Consider the following 17205-nt stretch of genomic DNA (forward strand, 5'->3'; position numbering starts at 1 on the left):
TCAGGCTGTGTCGATCCGGTTCACGCGGCTCAAGCCGCATCAGTGTTCACACCACACCAGCACTGCGGTGTAGTTGTCCTGCCCGGCCCGGCCACGCGACCGCACCAGGCTTTCGAGCGATTGCAGGCTGTCGCGGCCAACATTTGACGTGAGGATGGCGATGATTTCTTCCTCGTCGAGGTATTCCCACAAGCCATCCGAGCACAGCAAGAAGGTGTCGCCCGGCAGGATAGGCTCCGCCGTAGTGGCGGTGTCCGGCTCGATATGCTGACTGGCGCCGATCGCCACCAGCAGGCGCGAGCGCTCCGGCGCGGTGCGCAATTCGCTTGCCGGCAGGTAGCCTGCGTCGACCATACGTTGTATCACGCTGTGGTCGCGCGTGCGCGTGACCAGCTGCCGCTGGTGAAAGTAGTACAGGCGCGAGTCGCCGAGATGTCCCCAGCATGCCCGGCGCTGCTCGGTGTCGACGGCCAGCAGCACAGCCGTCGCCTGCATGTGGTTGAGCCGTTCTTCGCTCTGCTGCTCGGCAAGCACGATATCGTTGGCCTGCTCCAGCGCCTGCCTGACGGCATCCTCGGCCACCGCGCTGGCCGGGTGCTGCCGGAACCATTCCAGCGCATGCTGCACCACGAGCCGGGAGGCGGTGTCGCCGCCGCCATGCCCACCCACACCATCGGATACCACGCAGTAACAGGCGCGATCGGTCGACCACACGCCGTAGGAATCCTCGTTGACCTTGCGGCCACCTCGGCTCGAGAGGGTCAATACCTGCAGATCCATCACCCGTTCTCCCTCACAAGCTGCGCCAGCTTTCGCCACCGGGGCCTGGGCCCGCCAGCGTGGCGAGATCAGTTGTCATCTTTGCCCAAACGGGCGATCTGCGCCTCGTAGGCCCGCAGGAATGCCTTGCCGAACAAGGCCTGGAAGTCGTCCTGGGCTTCTTTCGAGATGTCGCTGTAGCGCTCGGTGAACAGATCCCACAGCTTCGCGCGGCGATTCATCGGCAGCACCGTGTCGATCACCGATTTCTGCGTTAGGCGCTCCTCCAGCTGGGCCGGGTCGAACCGCTGCAACACGCCTTCCAGCGCCGCCCGCATGCCGGCCATGAAGCCCACCTGGTGCGAACGCAAATCGTTGTAGGCATCCTGCATCGCGGCCAGCGGCGGCATGAAGCCCGGCACTGGCGCGCCCAGCAGATGGGCGAGCGCGGCTTCGACATTGGGCGAGAACTTCAGCGGGTTGTTTTCGCGCGGCGCGATCATGGTCTGGTCGGCGCGGATCTCGCGTTTCAGCGTCGCCCTTGCCAATAGCAGGTCCAGCGTGCCCTGCATGGCTTCACGCAGCAGTTGCCCGAGCAGCAGCATGGTCTCGGGGCTGACCCCGCCACGTATCGCCAGCCCCGGCACCCCCAGGCCCGCCAGCAGGGCTTGTAGCAAGGCGTCCGCCTGCTCTGCCGGCACCGTGGGCGGGGGCGCCACCGGCGGCGTATAGGGCACTGGCTCAGGCACGGCTGCCGGCGGTCTGGCCTCGACAGGCGCCGGCCGCACGGCAGGTGGCGGCTCGGCCGGCTCGCGCCTGGCCGACGAAATCAGTACGGACTGAATCTCGCCACGCTCCTCTTCCGGCTTCTCCCACGACAGGATCATGTCTTCGCCAGCCACGGCATCATTGGCCGTAGGCATGCGAAAGGTCGAGCGAATCTCGGGGGTCGCGTCGCCCTGCGTGGTCGGCGGCATCTGCTGTGCCTGGGCCATGCCGAAGGCGACCAGCGGATCAAGGCTGGCGGCGTCGCCCGGCGTCGGGGCCGGGTTGAGCAAGGCATCGCTCGCGAACGGATCGACCGAGGGCGATGGGCCCAGCCCGAACAGCTCATCCACGCTGCGTTCGCGCGTGCCCGGCCCAAGTTCGAGCGGCGTGGTGGACACCGGAGGGGACGTAGGCGTCAGGTCGGCAAACGGGTCGTAGTCCGCCGGAATCGCGGCAAAACCAGCGCCAGGGGCCGCCTTGGGAGCAGGCGCCGCCTTGGCGGCCGGTGGCACGCCTGGGGCGGGCTGCAGCAGATCGGCGAACGGATTGGTCGCCGCCGCCGAGCCGAACATCTGCAATGGGTCTTCCTTGGGCCGGGATGTGGCGGCAACGCCGATCACATATTCGCCGATGCTGATCTGGTCGCCATCGGCCAGCACCCACTCGTTGCCGGCACCGAGCGGCCGGCCGTTGACGATGACCGGCAGCGCCGTTCCCTGGTCGATCAGGTGATAGCCTCCGTCCCGATACAGCACGCGCGCGTGGGTGCGGGAAATGCGTCGCTCCGGGTCGACCAGCACCACGGAGCACCCCTCGCCTCGGCCTATCGTGCCGCCGGATTCGTCGATCTGCACGGGCGCGGCATCGGCTGGCGGCTCGCCATAGTGGCTGAGGATACGGAGTTCGATCACCAGGGGCCCCCAACGAAACTGATTCAGTTTCATCCAGTATAGCCAGCGACAGCCGCCACACTAGGTCGCAGGCCGCCTGACCTGACCAAAGCCGGCAATTGCCGGCTCAGTTCGCCCCTAAACATGCGATTGCCAACCTGGAAAGCCAGGAGGCAGCCTCGAACAGCTCGATCAACTTGCAGGATGGAGGGCCGGCAACAGCCCGCGGCCCGCCGAGCCCCTGCGCCAGCTCGTGCTAAAGCCTTGCGCCGGCTGCGTGCAAAGCCGGCTGGAGATTATCGGCTTCGATGAGCAGGCGGTCCGGTGGGAACAGCCCCATTTGCCAACAGCTATGCGGCCGATATGCCCGGCCTGCAGAGCCGCAGAGTCAGGCCGTCGCGCGCACGCATGGCAAACTACGACCCCAGCGCCGTGTGATGGAGAAGCCGAGAGCCTCACCGCACGGCAGCGACGTGATTCACAAGGTATCGGCGTGTTGCCGCAGCCTACCCCCTGAGCGCGTCAATGGCCATTGTAGGTCGACATCTCGCCGGTTTGGGCCTTGCCATCTGCCTCTCCCTTGCTGCGCGGCTCGAGCTTGGGCACGGGCAAAGCGGCCTCGCCGCATTTGACCCGCACCATCACGCCCGGCGCCGACATGGCCAGGTCAAAAGTGCTCATCTCCGGCTTGTTCTGCACCAACTGGCGATAGTCGCGCAGGGCGTCCATGCAGGCATCGCGATCCGACTGCGCATCCGGCGTGCGTGACGGTGACACCGCATTGTCCGTCGGCACATTGGCCGGCAGGCGCTCGATCTTGGGCTTGGGCTCGACATGGGTGAATTTGATCTGGTTCTCGATCAACTCGGGCTTGCTCTGTTCTTCTCCCTTGGGGCAAGGCGAGTTGGCATAGGTCACGTCTCGGGTGACCGGGTTGATGCATTTGTAGATATCGGCGGCCTGTGCGCTGGCGCCGCATAGGGCCAGACTAACCCACAACCAGACTTTCATCGGTATACCTTGTCGATCAATATGCCGCCCATTCTAATGCCACAACCGCCCTGAGTGCAGCCCCGCAGCGGCGCTCACCGCCCGGCGAGGATGCGCTTGTTCAGGTCCATCGCTTTCACGCGCGCCACCGGGTCGCCCTGGCGGGCGGCCTGGACATACCAGTGGACGGCGCGGCGCAGGTCCCGCTCGACGCCGTCGCCGTGCTCATACATCGAGGCGATGATGTATTGCGACGCCAGCTCGCCGTTGTCCGCCGCTCGCTCATACCATAGCGCCGCCTGCGCGCTGTCCTGCTCGATGCCGCGGCCCAGGTAGTATTGCGTGGCCAGGCTCTCCTGCGCCGCGGCATGCCCCTGTGACGCCGCACGCCGGAACCACTCGCAGGCCACGGCCTGCGAGCGCGGCACCATGTAACCGCTCTCGTACAGCAGCGCCAGGTTGTACTGCGCCTGCGGCAGCCCCAGCTCGGCGGCACTGGCGAGCCAGCTCAGGGCAATCCTCGGATTCACCTCCGTCGCCTCGCCACGCATCATCATCATGGCCAGGTTGAACTGCGCCAGCCGGTCGCCGCGCTCGGCACCGCCCTGGAACAGGCGCTGCGCGGTTGCATAATCCTGCCGCTGGTAAGCCCCCCAGCCATCATCACCCGCCGCCGACGCCCATGAAAACAGCACCGACAACGCGGTGGCCGCCATCCATCGTGCCCATGGTCCCATATCCACCTCCGTGGCTGAGGTGCTGCCCGTGCCTGTGGCGGCTCCGCGCGACAGGCGGCAGCGCAAACGTCGGCCGCCAGTCGGCCGCTACGCCTCGACGTCAATGGAACTCCCTGCCATACATTCACGATAGCGTATTGCATGCCGCTCTGCCGCCGGCTCTCGTGGCCGCTCGATAGCATTGTGCTGGGAGGGACATATCGACGCAAAAGCAGGTCTATAGTGAGTAAAAAGGGGGAAGATATGTCATCAGCCTGCATCTATCTGCTGCGTCACGGGGAAACAGACTGGAACCGCCAGGGGCTGGCAATGGGAAAGACCGACATCCCGCTCAACCACCAAGGGCGACGGCAAGCCGAACAGGCGGCACGGCTGCTCGGCGACGCCGGCATCGCGCGCATCTACAGCAGCCCACTGGCCAGGACACGCGAAACGGCCGAGATCATGGCCGACATACTCGACTGCCCGATTGCCTTCGTCGATGCGTTGAAACAATGCGGCTGGGGTGAGCGCGAAGGGCAGCGGCGCGATCAGGCGCACTGGAAGCAGGATTGGCACGCCGGCCGGCCATCCATCGGCATGGAGCCCTATGTCAGGTTCGCCGAACGGGTATTGGGGGCATGGCAATGGATCGCCCGGCAACCGTCACCTTGCTTGGTCGTCGGCCACGGCGCGGTACTGGGCGTCATCGAAGCCCATCTGGGCATGGCCGCGTGCGACCCCCTGCACGGCGTGCCAAGCAGGCTCATACCACCCCCTGCCGGCGGTCGCCCGTGGCAGCGCCAGACGCTGCACGGGCCCTTGCACGAGGACGATCAGGCAGCCGAACGATCGACGATGACGTAATACTTGCGCACCGGCTCGACGACCTCGAACATACCGCGGAAACCAGCCGGGATCACGGCCGCCTCGCCCGGCCCGAACTCGGCGACCAGCCCTGCCTCGTCGTGCAGCCTGACCCGCCCTTCGATGACACAGAAGAACTCATCCTTGTCATCGGCGAACGCAATACGCCAGCTACCGCGCTCGCATGCCCAGATACCGCAATCGAGCACGCCGTTCTGGTAGTGCGTCCACGTCGTGCGCAAGGGGTTGCCCGATACCAGCCGCTCGGCCCTGGGCCGGTCGAAGCTCGGCTCGGGCGGTATCGCGGACAGCGAAATGACGGATTTCACCGCCTTCGCCATCACAAGGCGAGGCCGCGCGCGAGATCGGCCTTCAGGTCTTCGAGCGACTCCAGCCCCACGGCAACACGCAGCATGCCGTCAGTAATGCCGGCGGCGGCCCGAGCCTCTGGTGAAATGCGGCCATGGGTGGTGGAAGCTGGATGAGTAATCGTACTCTTCACATCCCCCAGGTTAGCAGTGATCGAAATCAGTCGGGTCGCGTCGACCACGCGCCAAGCAGCCTCCTTGCCGCCCTTCACCTCGAAGGTGAGAATGCCGCCGCCGGCACGCTGCTGCCGCATCGCCAGCTCGTGTTGCGGGTGCGACTCAAGGCCGGGGTAGAACACACGCGACACCTGCGGCTGAGCCTCCAGCCAGCGTGCCAGCTCCAGCGCATTGCGGCTGTGAGCATCCATGCGCAGCTGCAGCGTCTCCAGCCCCTTGAGGATGACCCAAGCATTGAATGCCGACAGTGTCGGCCCGGCCGTGCGCAAGAAAGCGAATACCGGCTCCAGCAGCTGGCGCTGACCGAGCACGGCGCCACCGAGCACCCGCCCTTGTCCGTCCAGATACTTGGTCGCGGAATGGATGACGATGTCCGCCCCCAATTGCAGCGGCTTTTGCAGCGCCGGCGTACAGAAACAGTTGTCGACAGCCAGCAGCGCGCCGTGGCGATGGGCCACAGCGGCGATCGCGGCGATATCCGCGGTCTCGGTCAGCGGGTTTGACGGCGTTTCGAGGAAGAACAGCTTGGTGTTGGGGCGAACCGCGGCCTCCCAGGCGGCGGGATCGGACAACTCGACATAGCTTGTTTCGATGCCGAAGCGACTGAAAATCGTGCTGAACAGCTGCACGGTGGAACCGAACAGGCTCTTCGACGAGACGATATGATCACCAGCCGACAACAACCCCATCACGCAACTCGTGATCGCCGCCATGCCGGAGGCCGTCGCTACACAGAATTCCGCCCCTTCGAGCGCTGCCAGGCGTTCCTGGAAAGCCGTCACGGTCGGGTTGGTGAAACGTGCATAGATGTTGCCGGGCTCCTGGTTACTGAAGCGGGCTGCGGCCTGGGCTGCACTCTCGAACACGAAGCTCGACGTCAGGTACATGGCCTCGCTATGCTCGCCAAACTGCGAGCGGTCGATACCGGCGCGTATTGCCAGCGTTTCGGTTTGCCAGTCAGGGTCGAATGCGGTCATGGTGTCTACTCTCGGCGAAATTCATGCAATAAAAAAACCCGCTTGCAGCAGCTAGCGGGTTTTCGTATCGGGTACGGCGAACCACGATTTAGCTGGATTTATTGAGCGCCCGCAAGCAGTGTCAAATCGGCGCTATGGGCTGATCATCCGCGAATCGAGCGCACGCTGTCAAGCCGCGTCCGAGCCGGCAATCAGGAGATCAGGTTCTGCTCGGCCACGCCGACGTTGAAGTCGAGGTCACGGTCCTTGTCGGTCTTGGCACTATCGCTGCGCTCCGACTCGATCTTGTCGAGGTAGGCGTCGTCGATGTCACCCGTAATGTAACGCCCGCTGAAACAGGAGGTCTCGAAGGTCTTGATATCGAAATTGCAGCGGTGCACCGACATCTCGAGCGCATCGAGATCCTGGTAGATCACCGCATCGGCGCCGATCTCGCGTGCGATCGCGACATCGTCGCGGCCCGTCGCCAACAGCTCCTTACGTGTCGGCATGTCGATGCCGTAGACGTTGGGGAAACGCACCGGGGGCGCGGCCGAGGCGAAATACACCTTGGTCGCCCCTGCTTCGCGCGCCATCTGCACGATTTCCTTCGACGTCGTACCGCGTACGATCGAGTCATCGACGAGCAGCACATTCTTGCCCTTGAATTCGACCGCGATCGGGTTCAGCTTCTGGCGCACCGACTTCTTGCGCACGGCCTGGCCCGGCATGATGAAGGTACGGCCGATATAGCGGTTCTTCATGAAGCCTTCGCGATAGGGCAGGCCCAGGTGATTTGCCAGCTGCAGCGCTGCGGCACGGCTCGTATCGGGAATCGGGATCACCACGTCGATATCCATCCCGGGCAGGACGCGGCGCACTTTGTCGGCCAGGAACTCGCCCATGTAGAGACGCGAGGCGTGGACCGAGATGCCATCGATCACCGAATCGGGACGCGCGAAGTACACGAACTCGAAGATACAGGGTGTGTGGGTTGTCTGCGCGGCACACTGGCGGGTGAAGACCTCGCCTTCCTGAGTCACGTAGACCGCCTCACCCGGCGCCACATCGCGCACGAGCTGGAAGCCGAGCGATTCGAGCGTGACCGATTCCGACGCCAGCATATATTCGCTGCCCGCCGCGGTTTCAGCCTTGCCCAGCACCAGCGGGCGAATGCCGTTGGGGTCGCGGAAGGCGACCAGGCCATGCCCGGCAACCATGGCCACAACAGCATAGGCACCGCGAATCCGCTTGTGCACCTCGGCAACCGCGGCGAATACCGCATTCTCGTCGAGGCGACCACCGTTCGACTGCTTCTGCACTTCATGTGCAAACACATTGAGCAGCACTTCGGAGTCTGAATTGGTATTCACGTGGCGCAGATCGAGCTTGAACATTTCCTGCTTCAGCTGATCGGCATTGGTCAGGTTGCCGTTGTGGGCCAGCACGATACCGAACGGCGAATTCACGTAGAACGGCTGCGCCTCGGCGAGCGACGACGCCGAGCCGGCCGTGGGATAGCGCGCATGGCCGATCCCCATATTGCCGTTCAGCGAACGCATATTGCGCGTGCGGAACACGTCACGCACCAAGCCTGAGCCCTTGTGCATGTGGAAGTGCGGACCGTCGGAGGTCACGATCCCCGCGGCATCCTGGCCACGGTGCTGAAGGGTCAGCAAGCCATCGTAAAGCAACTGGTTGACCGGAGTCTTTGCGACGACACCAATAATTCCGCACATAATCACTTACTCATATTTTATGTGACGAGACAGCATATCGGGCAGCCAGGGCTTGACCACCGATGCCGCCGCCTCGAACACGGGACTGAACATTGCATTCTTCCACATCGGCTCTTTCGGCAAGGATGTCAATCCCGCCAGCAGAACCAGCACCACCACGATGAAACACCCGCGAACCAGGCCGAATGCGGCGCCCAGAACCCGGTCGGCCCCTGTCAGGCCAATCACCTTGATAACTTCCGCCAGGGCTATCGTCAGCAAGGTCATGATCAACAACGCCCCCAGGAACAAGCCCAGGAAGCCCGCCAGCAGCTTCAGCTCCTCGGAGGGAATCGAAGCCGGCAGCAAGGGCACCACCTCGGTGGTGTAATTGCGCGCCACCAGGAACGCAGCCACCCAGGATGCCAGCGCCATCACCTCTCGTACCGCGCCGCGCATGACACTTAACAACACCGAAAAACCGACTATCAGCAAAACGGCGTAATCGAAAGAGGTCATGGTGCCTTAGCTATGGGTGAATCGCACAATATCAAGCAGTATAGCCGGCCTTACTTGGGGACCACCACGCCGCTATAACCGAGCGACTGAAGCTTGGCCAAGGCCTTTTCCGCCTGCATACGATTGGCAAACGGGCCCGCGCGGACACGCGTCAACGGCCCCTTCGGCTCGGCGTAGGCCGGCACACCGGCGGCCGACAACTTGCTGGCCAGCTGCCGTGCCTTGGCCTCTTCGGACAAGGCTGCGACCTGGATGGCCACGGCCCCCTTCGGGTCGGCCTTGACCGCCGGCACATCCTTTGCCTCGGGCTTCGGTTTGGGCTCGGTCTTGGCCGGTTTCGCTTCCTTCTCAGCCGCTGCTGCATGCTCCACGGCGGGCTTGGGCGTGGCGGCGGCCTCCATCTTGCGAGGTTCGGCCTTGTGTATCTCGGGTTTACTGGCTTCGGGCTTGGCGGGTGCCGGTGTGGCTTCTTTCTTGCTGACGGGCGGCTCAAGCAGCGGCGCCACGGGGGGCGTGGCCGGCATGGGCTTCGCGGCCGGTGCCGCGGGTCCCTGCGAACCGCTATCCATGGATTTGTCGTGCGAATCGAGTGCGGACGGCCGGGCCTGGAGCGCCTTGGCGGGCTCAACCGGCTTGAGCTGTGGCGCGTCACTGACAATCTCGACGGCCTGCACGTTCACATGCTGACTGGCAGACTTGGGCTCACCGTCCAACACGTTCCACAACACGATCACGGCGATCAGGACAAGCGCGACGGCACCGACCAGGCGGCGTCTGGCGCGCTTCTTCAGTAACAGGAGTTCTTCAGCGGATGTCGGCTCGGACATTCAATGTGGGTATACCGGTCAACGCGCGCGGCGGGCCTGCAGCACGTCAGCCACGGTATAAAACGATCCAAAGGCCGCGATTCTATCATTTTCGCCAGCCTTATCACAGGCGGCGCGATAGGCTTCCGCCACGGAATCATGGATCGAGACTTTTCCCGCCACATTGTGCCTGGCCAGCACTTCAGCCAGCGCCGACGCGGTGATGGTACGCGGCCCCTGCAGCGAGCCTACGAACCAGTGGTCGAACTGGTCTTTGACGATCTCCACCACGCTGTCGATATCCTTGTCGCCGAGCATGGCGAACACGGCATAGGAGTGCTCGAAATACCCCATGGTCTTGAGGCTCGCGACCAGCGCACGGGCGGCGTGAGGGTTGTGCCCGACATCAAGCACCACGGCCGGCCGGCCTGGCATGACCTGGAACCGGCCGGGCCAGTCGACCTGCAACAAACCGCGTTTGATGTCGCCAACGCCAACCGGTAATAGCGCCCGCAACTCATCGAGTGCAGCCAGTGCGGCGCAGGCATTGCCAAGTTGATAGGCGCCTCGCAGCGCTGGGAACGGCAGCGACAAATGCTTGCCCTGGCGCCCCCAGAATGCCCACTGCAACTCCTGGCGGGTGAAGCCGAAATCCTTGCCGATCAACTGCAAGTCGGCACCAATTGCCTTGGCATGATCGAGCAAACGTTGTGGCGGATTCACATCGGCACACAGCGCAGGCTTGCCCGCACGGAAAATACCTGCCTTCTCGAAACCGATCTGCTCACGGTCATCGCCAAGATAGACCTGATGATCGAGGTCCACGCTGACCACGACGGCACAATCGGGCTCGAACACATTAACCGCATCGAGACGCCCTCCCAGGCCAACCTCGAGAATGGCGACATCGACCTGGCGCGACACGAAGTGCTGCATCGCGACCAGCGTACCGAACTCGAAATAAGTCAGCGGCGTCTCGCCCCTGCCTCGCTCGACAGCCTCGAACGAGTGCATCAAGGCATCATCGTCGATCGCCTGCAGATCGACCGAGACCCGCTCGTGGTATCGCAACAGATGAGGCGAGGTGTAGCAGCCGACGCGGTAGCCGGCCGCGGTCAGGATCGTCGCCATGAAGGCGCAGACCGAGCCCTTGCCATTGGTCCCGCCGACCGTGATGACCGGGAAAGCTGGGTGCAGCCCCATCCGGTCGCGCACCGTCGCTACGCGTTCAAGGCCAAGCTCGATCGCGGTGGGATGCAGCGATTCCAGGTAGACAAGCCAATCGTCCACCGATGCAAAGGCAGTTGAGGTCATCAAGTCCGAATCAACGATCTCGCGCCGGCAGGCGCATCAGCATGGTCAACAAATCAGCCAGTTTGTCACGCATTTCGCGGCGATCGACGATCATGTCGATGGCGCCCTTCTCCAGCAGGAACTCGGCCCGCTGGAAGCCCTCGGGCAAGGTCTCGCGGACGGTCTGCTCGATCACGCGTGGCCCGGCAAAACCGATCAGCGCACCGGGCTCGGCCATTACGACGTCGCCGAGAAAGGCAAAACTGGCGGACACCCCCCCCATTGTCGGGTCGGTCAGCACGGAAAGGAAAGGCAGGCGTCGCTCGGCCAGCTTGGCAAGCGCAGCGCTGGTTTTGGCCATCTGCATCAGCGAGAACAGGCCTTCCTGCATCCGCGCACCGCCACTGGCCGCCACGCAGACGAAAGGCAGGTTTTGCTCGAGACAGGTGTTGATGCCGCGCACGAAGCGCTCCCCCACCACGGCCCCCATCGAGCCTCCAATGAACTTGAATTCAAAGGCTGCGGCGACCAGGGGCACATGATGAATGGCCCCCTGCATCACGACCAGGGCGTCTTCTTCCCCAGTTTCGAGCTTGGCGGCCTCAAGGCGATCCGGGTAGCGCTTGGAATCCTTGAATTTGAGGCTGTCGACCGGCCGCACCTCGGCACCGATCTCGAAGCGCCCTTCCCTGTCGAGCAGGAAATCGAGCCGCTTGCGCGCCGACACCGCGTTGTGATGACCACACTTGGGGCAGACATGCAGATTGTTGTCGAGGTCGGTACGGTACAGCACCGCCTCACAGGCCGAGCACTTGCTCCACAGCCCCTCAGGCACGCCAGTCTTTACCGCGCTGGTCTTGCTCTTGATTTTTGGCGGTAACAGCTTCTGCAGCCAACTCATGGTTTCTTCCATCCCGTTCCCTAGCGATTCAGGAGCGATCGAGCGCCAGTCGGATACCAGACACGAGGGAGCGAATCCGCTCGACAGCATCGACCCCACCTGCGGTTTCGATTTCCTGAATCAAACGGCTACCAATCACCACGGCATCGGACACCTGGCTGACGGCACGTGCCGTTTCGCCATCGCGGATACCGAAGCCGACACCGATCGGCAGCTTGATATGCTTGCGCAACAGTGGCATGCGAGCAGCCACCTCCGACATATCCAGATTGGCGGCCCCGGTCACGCCCTTCAATGAGACATAATAGACATAACCGCTCGCCAATTCGCCTACCTTTTCAATGCGGGACTCCGGCGTCGTCGGCGCGAGCAGAAAGATCGGCGCCAGGCCGCGCTTCGACAGCACCGAGACCAGATCGTCAGCCTCTTCGGGCGGCAAATCGACCGTCAGCAGACCATCGACACCGGCAGCCGCAGCGGTATCGGCAAAAGCCTCATACCCCATCGCCTCGACTGGATTCGCATAGCCCATCAGCACCACGGGGGTGGTGACATTGGTCTTGCGAAACTCGGCCGTCATCGCGATCACGTCACGCAGGCTGACGCCAAACTTCAAGGCGCGCTCGGTTGCCCGCTGGATCACCGGGCCATCGGCCATCGGATCGGAAAACGGTACGCCAAGCTCGATAATGTCGGCTCCCGCCTCGACCAGTGCATGCATCAGCGGCACGGTCAGTACGGGCGAAGGATCCCCCGCCGTAATGTAAGGGATCAGCGCCTTGCGACCTTGCGCCTGCAATGCAGCGAATACAGATTCAATTCTGGACATGTTTAAGCGTCGGACTCTACTTGACGGCCCTTCCGGCCGCGTATTGGGAGAAACCCGCACCGGGCACGGGCCCGGCCGGGGTCAGACCTCGATGCCGGACAGGCGCGCGACGGTCGGGATATCCTTGTCGCCACGGCCGGACAGGTTGACGAGAATCACCTTGTCCTTGCCGAGCGTCGGCGCCAGTCGCTTGGCGTAGGCCAGCGCATGGCTCGATTCCAGTGCCGGGATAATGCCTTCGAAGTGGCACAGATCGTGAAATGCCTGCAGCGCCTCGCCATCGTTGGCAGCCACATACTCGGCGCGCCCGGTGTCCTTGAGATAACTATGCTCGGGGCCTACGCCAGGATAGTCGAGACCGGCGGAAATCGAATGCGTCTCGATGATCTGGCCGTTTGCATCCTGCATCAGGTAAGTGCGGTTGCCGTGCAGCACGCCGGGGGTGCCGGCGGACAGCGGCGCCGCATGATGTCCGGTTTCGACCCCTTCGCCACCGGCTTCGACGCCGATCAGACGCACTCCATCGACAGGGATATAGGGGTAGAAGATACCGATCGCGTTGGAGCCGCCCCCCACGCAGGCGACAACCACATCGGGTTGACGGCCGATCATGTCGGGCATCTGCACCTTGCACTCCTCGCCGATGACACTGGCGAAATCGCGCACCATTTTCGGATAGGGGTGGGGGCCGGCGGCGGTGCCGAGAATGTAAAACGTGCTGTCGACGTTGGTGACCCAATCACGCATCGCTTCGTTGAGCGCGTCCTTGAGCGTCTTGGAGCCGCTCTCGACAGGCACCACGGTAGCGCCAAGCAGCTTCATGCGGTACACATTGGCCGCCTGCCGCTTGACATCCTCGGAGCCCATATAGACCACACATTCCATGCCGAAACGCGCGGCAACGGTGGCCGATGCCACACCATGCTGGCCCGCTCCGGTTTCCGCAATCACGCGCTTCTTGCCCATGCGCTTGGCCAGTAGGGCCTGACCGATGGTGTTATTGATCTTGTGGGCGCCGGTGTGATTCAAATCCTCGCGCTTCAGGTAAATCTGCGCGCCGCCGAGCGATTCGGACCAGTGTTTGGCATGGTAGATCGGGCTCGGGCGCCCGACATAGTGCTTGAGCTCGTGGCGGAATTCGGCGAGGAATTCCGGGTCCGTCCGGTAGTGCTCGTACTGCTGGCGCAGTTCGTCGAGCGCGGTCATCAGGGTCTCTGCCACATACATGCCGCCGTAAGGGCCAAAATGGCCGCGTGCATCGGGAAGGTCATACATTTGCATTGCGTACTCCGTTGATGAAGGCCGCGATCTTGCTCGCGTCCTTGATGCCTTTGCTTGATTCCACGCCGCTCGACACATCGACGGCCCAGGGCCGTACCGCGCGCGCAGCAGATTCGACATTGGCGGCATCGAGGCCGCCGGAGAGGATGACGGGTAACGGCAATTGAGGTGGGATCAATGTCCAGTCGAAAGTAGCACCCGTGCCACCAGGCACGCCTTCGACATAGGCATCGAGCAACAAGCCCCGTGCGGATGCGTATCGCTCCGCATATTCTAGCAAATTCAGGCCCGGCTTGACCCTCACCGCCTTGATATAGGGCCGGTCGAACTGCTCACAGTAACCGGGTGACTCATCACCGTGAAACTGCAGCAGGTCGAGACGGCCGGTCTTGAGCGCATGCACCACCTCGTCGGCCGCTGCGTCGACAAACAGGCCGACGGAGGTGACAAAGGGGGGCATGCCAGCCACCAGCTTCGCCGCCTGCGGTGGCTCGACATAACGCGGGCTCTTGCCGTAGAAGACAAAACCCAGTGCGTCGGCGCCCGCACTAACGGCCGCGTCGACGTCACACGCCCGCGTCAGCCCGCAAATCTTGATCCGGGGAATAAACATTCACGACTCGTGAACAGGAACAGCCGGAAATTATAAAGGCTCGCGCAGCCCGACGCGAGCCCGGATCAACCCCATCAGCCAGGCAGGCTAACATTGGTGCGCATGAGACGGGCCATGCCGGCCTGCTCGGCCGAACCGGATTCGATCACCTCGTCCAGAATCTCGTTGGCGCTCTCTGCATCCCCCATGTCGAAGTAGGCACGCGCGAGGTCGATCTTGATTGCGATTGGGTCGCCCTCGGCCGGCTGCACAGGCTCAGGGGCGATATTCGACGGAGACTCCTTGGCCAGAGGCGCGTCGAGGTTCAGGTCGATACCCGTCAGATCGAGTTCGATTTTCCGGTCAAGCACTTCTGGGATCGGGAATGGCGCCGGCATGGGCGCTTCGCTTTCTCCAGAGTCAAACTCGAAATCAAAATCGAGCACCTTGGCAGGGTCGATGCTCTGATAGCTGGGCTGATGCAGCACCGTAGCTTCCACCGGGGCCGGCTCGAGCTCAGCCAGAGGGGCCTGGTCCGCCGCCAGCGGCAACCCCGCCTGCACCTGGACCGCAACACCATCCGCCTCAGGCAGCAACAGGTTGAAAGCGCCATCGCCGCCAAGCACACGGCCTGGTGCAGGACGCATCAGCGGCACAGCATGCTCCGCCGCCGTCTGCGTGCTCTCCCGCACAGCCTCTGGCTCGTATTCTGGCAGCTGCAAATCCACTTCCGGCGACGGCTCGGCCTGCTCGCCAAAAACAAGATCGGCCTCCGGCACCATCTCCATCGGCGCCTGATGGGTCTCCAACGGCAGCGCTGTTTCGAGCTTGCCTTCCGTCACGGCGGGGGAAATGGGCAGGACGGGTACCGCCGCCTCGCCTGGCGTCGCCACGCCGAGGGTATGCGCCAGCTCCATGGCCCGCAGCCAGAACGCCTCATCGCCCGCGACGCCATGCGCCCGCATTTCACCGAGCACATCTTCAAAAGCAGGGGTCTCCCGGCGATTGGCATAAATTTCAAGCAGCTTGAGGCGCACATCCTGGCGATCAGGCATCTTGTTCAAGGCGTCGCGCAGAATCTCTTCCGCCTGGTTGTCCCGGCCATAGGCCAAATAGACTTCGGCCTCGGCAACCGGATCGATCGACACCTGATCCATCGGATCCGCAGCCTGGGTATCGGCTTGCAGCAACGAGCTCATGGTCAGCGTCGTATCAATCACCGCGCCGCCGGTACTCCCGATCACCACATTTTTGAGCGGCGCATGGCTGGCCAGCAGGCTATCCTCGAACAGCGGCACGCTGGGCTTGGCACGGCGTCGCCGGATCAGCCATCCAGCCGCCAGCAACACGGCCCCCGCCCCGGCGGCGGCAGCACCGTACCATGCCTCGGCCGGTAGCTGCGACGACCAGTCGGGTGCAGCCGTAGGTACCAACTTGGGCAGCGCCTTCAGCGGCTGCGGGGCGGGCTCGCCAGATGCCGCTGCCAGGGGGGGCGCAGAAGACTCACTCGGGGCAAGCTCGCCTTTCTCAGCCTTCGTGTCGGCCGTTGCAGCAGGTGCAACCTGAACCGGCGCCTGGCTAAGCGATTTACGCAGGGTTGTCATCTCCCGTTCCAGCGCGGCGCTACGCTGTTCTGCCGCTTGGAGCGCTTGTCGTTGCTCGGCAACGGCCTGTTCCAGCGTTTGAATTTTTGCAGCCAGATCAGGCGAGTTCCCCTGCTGCTCCGGGGATTCGGCCACAGCAGCAGTCGCCAACGCAAACGACAAGGTGGCAAACGAGGAGAAACGGGACAACTTGAACATGAAAAGCTCGGCTCTATTTTTGAACAACGATTTGGATAACACCGCAACGCACGATATCGACAACGTCGCCACTAGCACGCACGCGGCAGAATCAAGCCACCCCGAGCCAGCTCGGCGAGCCCTGAGTCAGGGGGATACTCCACACCGCTCAGATACAGTCCATCGGGAGAAAAGGTAGGCGCGGCCAGCTTGCGGTCCCGCGACAAGAGCACATCACGCATCCACTCTGGTGGATGCCTTCCACTCCCAACATAGACCAAGCAACCAACGATATTGCGCACCATGTGATGCAGGAAGGCATTGGCACGCAACTCAAGCGAAATCAGGCCATCATCCAGGCGAATACCGAGCTGCGTCAGCTGTTTGACGGGCGACTTGGCCTGGCACTCGGCGGCCCTGAATGCACTGAAATCATGCTCACCGAGCAGATAGGCAGCAGCCTCTCGCATGAAATCGACATTCAATTGATTATGACACCATCCTGCCCGCCCCTGCAATAATGCAGAACGCACGGGGTGGCTGAACAACAGGTAACGATAACGCCTACCGACGGCACTGAAGCGTGCGTGGAAATCATCCGCGACGGGCTGCGCCCATCTCACGGCGATCGATGCCGGCAGGTATCGATTCACCCCGCGCACCCAGGCGGTCAGCGGCCTGTTGGCCGTGGTATCAAAATGGACGACCTGCATGGCTGCATGCACGCCGGCATCGGTCCTTCCCGCGGCAAACACGGCCACAGGCTCGCTCGCCAGCTCGGACAACGCAGCCTCCAGCTTATCCTGGACCGTGTTGCGATTAGGCTGCGACTGCCAGCCGTTGTATGGCCGGCCATCATACTCTAGCCCCAATGCAATTCTCATCAAACCACCAAGCGTCTGGACATGCCGGCTTATCGACAACGCCCCCCCAGTCCAGCAACGCTGGCCGAACGGGATGTCATGTCTAAGCAGTCCCGGGTTAAATGCAAACG

17 protein-coding genes are annotated in these 17205 nt (G+C 63.1%); 1 reads left to right on the forward strand and 16 read right to left on the reverse strand.

What is annotated here, in order from left to right:
* Positions 1 to 39: 39 nt before the first annotated feature.
* The 4 genes from ABWL39_RS08015 to ABWL39_RS08030 form a co-directional block, all read right to left on the reverse strand.
* Positions 40 to 780: a PP2C family serine/threonine-protein phosphatase gene (locus tag ABWL39_RS08015; protein WP_367788848.1), complete on the reverse strand. Its 741-nt coding sequence runs from the start codon at positions 778 to 780 to the stop codon at positions 40 to 42.
* A gap of 68 nt (positions 781 to 848) precedes the next feature.
* Positions 849 to 2438 (reverse strand): type VI secretion system-associated FHA domain protein TagH, encoded by a 1590-nt coding sequence (tagH, locus tag ABWL39_RS08020; RefSeq protein ID WP_367788850.1) that lies wholly within the window; start codon positions 2436 to 2438, stop codon positions 849 to 851.
* Between the two features lie 501 nt (positions 2439 to 2939).
* Positions 2940 to 3428, reverse strand: a complete 489-nt coding sequence (locus tag ABWL39_RS08025; protein ID WP_367788852.1) for a hypothetical protein — start codon at positions 3426 to 3428, stop codon at positions 2940 to 2942.
* A gap of 74 nt (positions 3429 to 3502) precedes the next feature.
* Complete coding sequence (locus ABWL39_RS08030; protein ID WP_367788854.1) at positions 3503 to 4144, reverse strand: tetratricopeptide repeat protein; 642 nt, start codon at positions 4142 to 4144, stop codon at positions 3503 to 3505.
* 243 nt (positions 4145 to 4387) lie between these two features.
* On the opposite strand from ABWL39_RS08030, the gene ABWL39_RS08035 reads away from it, so the two are divergent.
* A complete protein-coding gene (locus ABWL39_RS08035; protein WP_367788856.1) occupies positions 4388 to 4990 on the forward strand; it encodes a histidine phosphatase family protein in 603 nt (200 codons plus the stop codon).
* On the opposite strand, the gene ABWL39_RS08040 is transcribed toward ABWL39_RS08035, so the two are convergent.
* From ABWL39_RS08040 to truA, 12 genes are all read right to left on the reverse strand, one after another.
* Positions 4960 to 5319 (reverse strand): cupin domain-containing protein, encoded by a 360-nt coding sequence (locus ABWL39_RS08040; RefSeq protein ID WP_367788858.1) that lies wholly within the window; start codon positions 5317 to 5319, stop codon positions 4960 to 4962. The two genes, ABWL39_RS08035 and ABWL39_RS08040, sit on opposite strands and share 31 nt — an antisense overlap.
* An 11-nt stretch (positions 5320 to 5330) precedes the next feature.
* Complete coding sequence (locus tag ABWL39_RS08045; protein WP_367788860.1) at positions 5331 to 6512, reverse strand: O-succinylhomoserine sulfhydrylase; 1182 nt, start codon at positions 6510 to 6512, stop codon at positions 5331 to 5333.
* 191 nt (positions 6513 to 6703) lie between these two features.
* Complete coding sequence (gene purF / locus ABWL39_RS08050; RefSeq protein ID WP_367788862.1) at positions 6704 to 8230, reverse strand: amidophosphoribosyltransferase; 1527 nt, start codon at positions 8228 to 8230, stop codon at positions 6704 to 6706.
* A gap of 6 nt (positions 8231 to 8236) precedes the next feature.
* Positions 8237 to 8728, reverse strand: coding sequence for a CvpA family protein (locus ABWL39_RS08055; protein ID WP_367788864.1), 492 nt, complete (start codon positions 8726 to 8728; stop codon positions 8237 to 8239).
* Positions 8729 to 8778: 50 nt separating this feature from the next.
* A complete protein-coding gene (locus ABWL39_RS08060; RefSeq protein WP_367788866.1) occupies positions 8779 to 9555 on the reverse strand; it encodes an SPOR domain-containing protein in 777 nt (258 codons plus the stop codon).
* Positions 9556 to 9573: 18 nt separating this feature from the next.
* The gene (gene folC / locus ABWL39_RS08065) at positions 9574 to 10848 is read right to left on the reverse strand and encodes a bifunctional tetrahydrofolate synthase/dihydrofolate synthase (RefSeq protein ID WP_367789297.1); all 1275 of its coding nucleotides are present in this window, start codon (positions 10846 to 10848) and stop codon (positions 9574 to 9576) included.
* A 10-nt stretch (positions 10849 to 10858) separates the two neighbouring features.
* The gene (gene accD, locus ABWL39_RS08070) at positions 10859 to 11728 is read right to left on the reverse strand and encodes an acetyl-CoA carboxylase, carboxyltransferase subunit beta (RefSeq protein ID WP_367788868.1); all 870 of its coding nucleotides are present in this window, start codon (positions 11726 to 11728) and stop codon (positions 10859 to 10861) included.
* A gap of 28 nt (positions 11729 to 11756) precedes the next feature.
* Positions 11757 to 12557, reverse strand: a complete 801-nt coding sequence (gene trpA, locus ABWL39_RS08075) for a tryptophan synthase subunit alpha (RefSeq protein WP_367788870.1) — start codon at positions 12555 to 12557, stop codon at positions 11757 to 11759.
* An 81-nt stretch (positions 12558 to 12638) separates the two neighbouring features.
* A complete protein-coding gene (gene trpB, locus ABWL39_RS08080; protein ID WP_367788872.1) occupies positions 12639 to 13838 on the reverse strand; it encodes a tryptophan synthase subunit beta in 1200 nt (399 codons plus the stop codon).
* Entirely contained in the window at positions 13825 to 14451 is a 627-nt protein-coding gene (locus ABWL39_RS08085; RefSeq protein WP_367788874.1) for a phosphoribosylanthranilate isomerase, read from the reverse strand. The genes trpB and ABWL39_RS08085 overlap by 14 nt, the downstream gene beginning before the upstream one ends.
* A 74-nt stretch (positions 14452 to 14525) precedes the next feature.
* Entirely contained in the window at positions 14526 to 16232 is a 1707-nt protein-coding gene (locus ABWL39_RS08090) for a FimV/HubP family polar landmark protein (RefSeq protein ID WP_367788876.1), read from the reverse strand.
* Between the two features lie 71 nt (positions 16233 to 16303).
* Positions 16304 to 17098: a tRNA pseudouridine(38-40) synthase TruA gene (gene truA, locus ABWL39_RS08095; RefSeq protein ID WP_367788878.1), complete on the reverse strand. Its 795-nt coding sequence runs from the start codon at positions 17096 to 17098 to the stop codon at positions 16304 to 16306.
* Positions 17099 to 17205 lie beyond the last annotated feature (107 nt).

Origin of the sequence: Chitinivorax sp. PXF-14 (genome assembly GCF_040812015.1) — a bacterium.
Lineage (GTDB): Bacteria > Pseudomonadota > Gammaproteobacteria > Burkholderiales > SCOH01 > JBFNXJ01.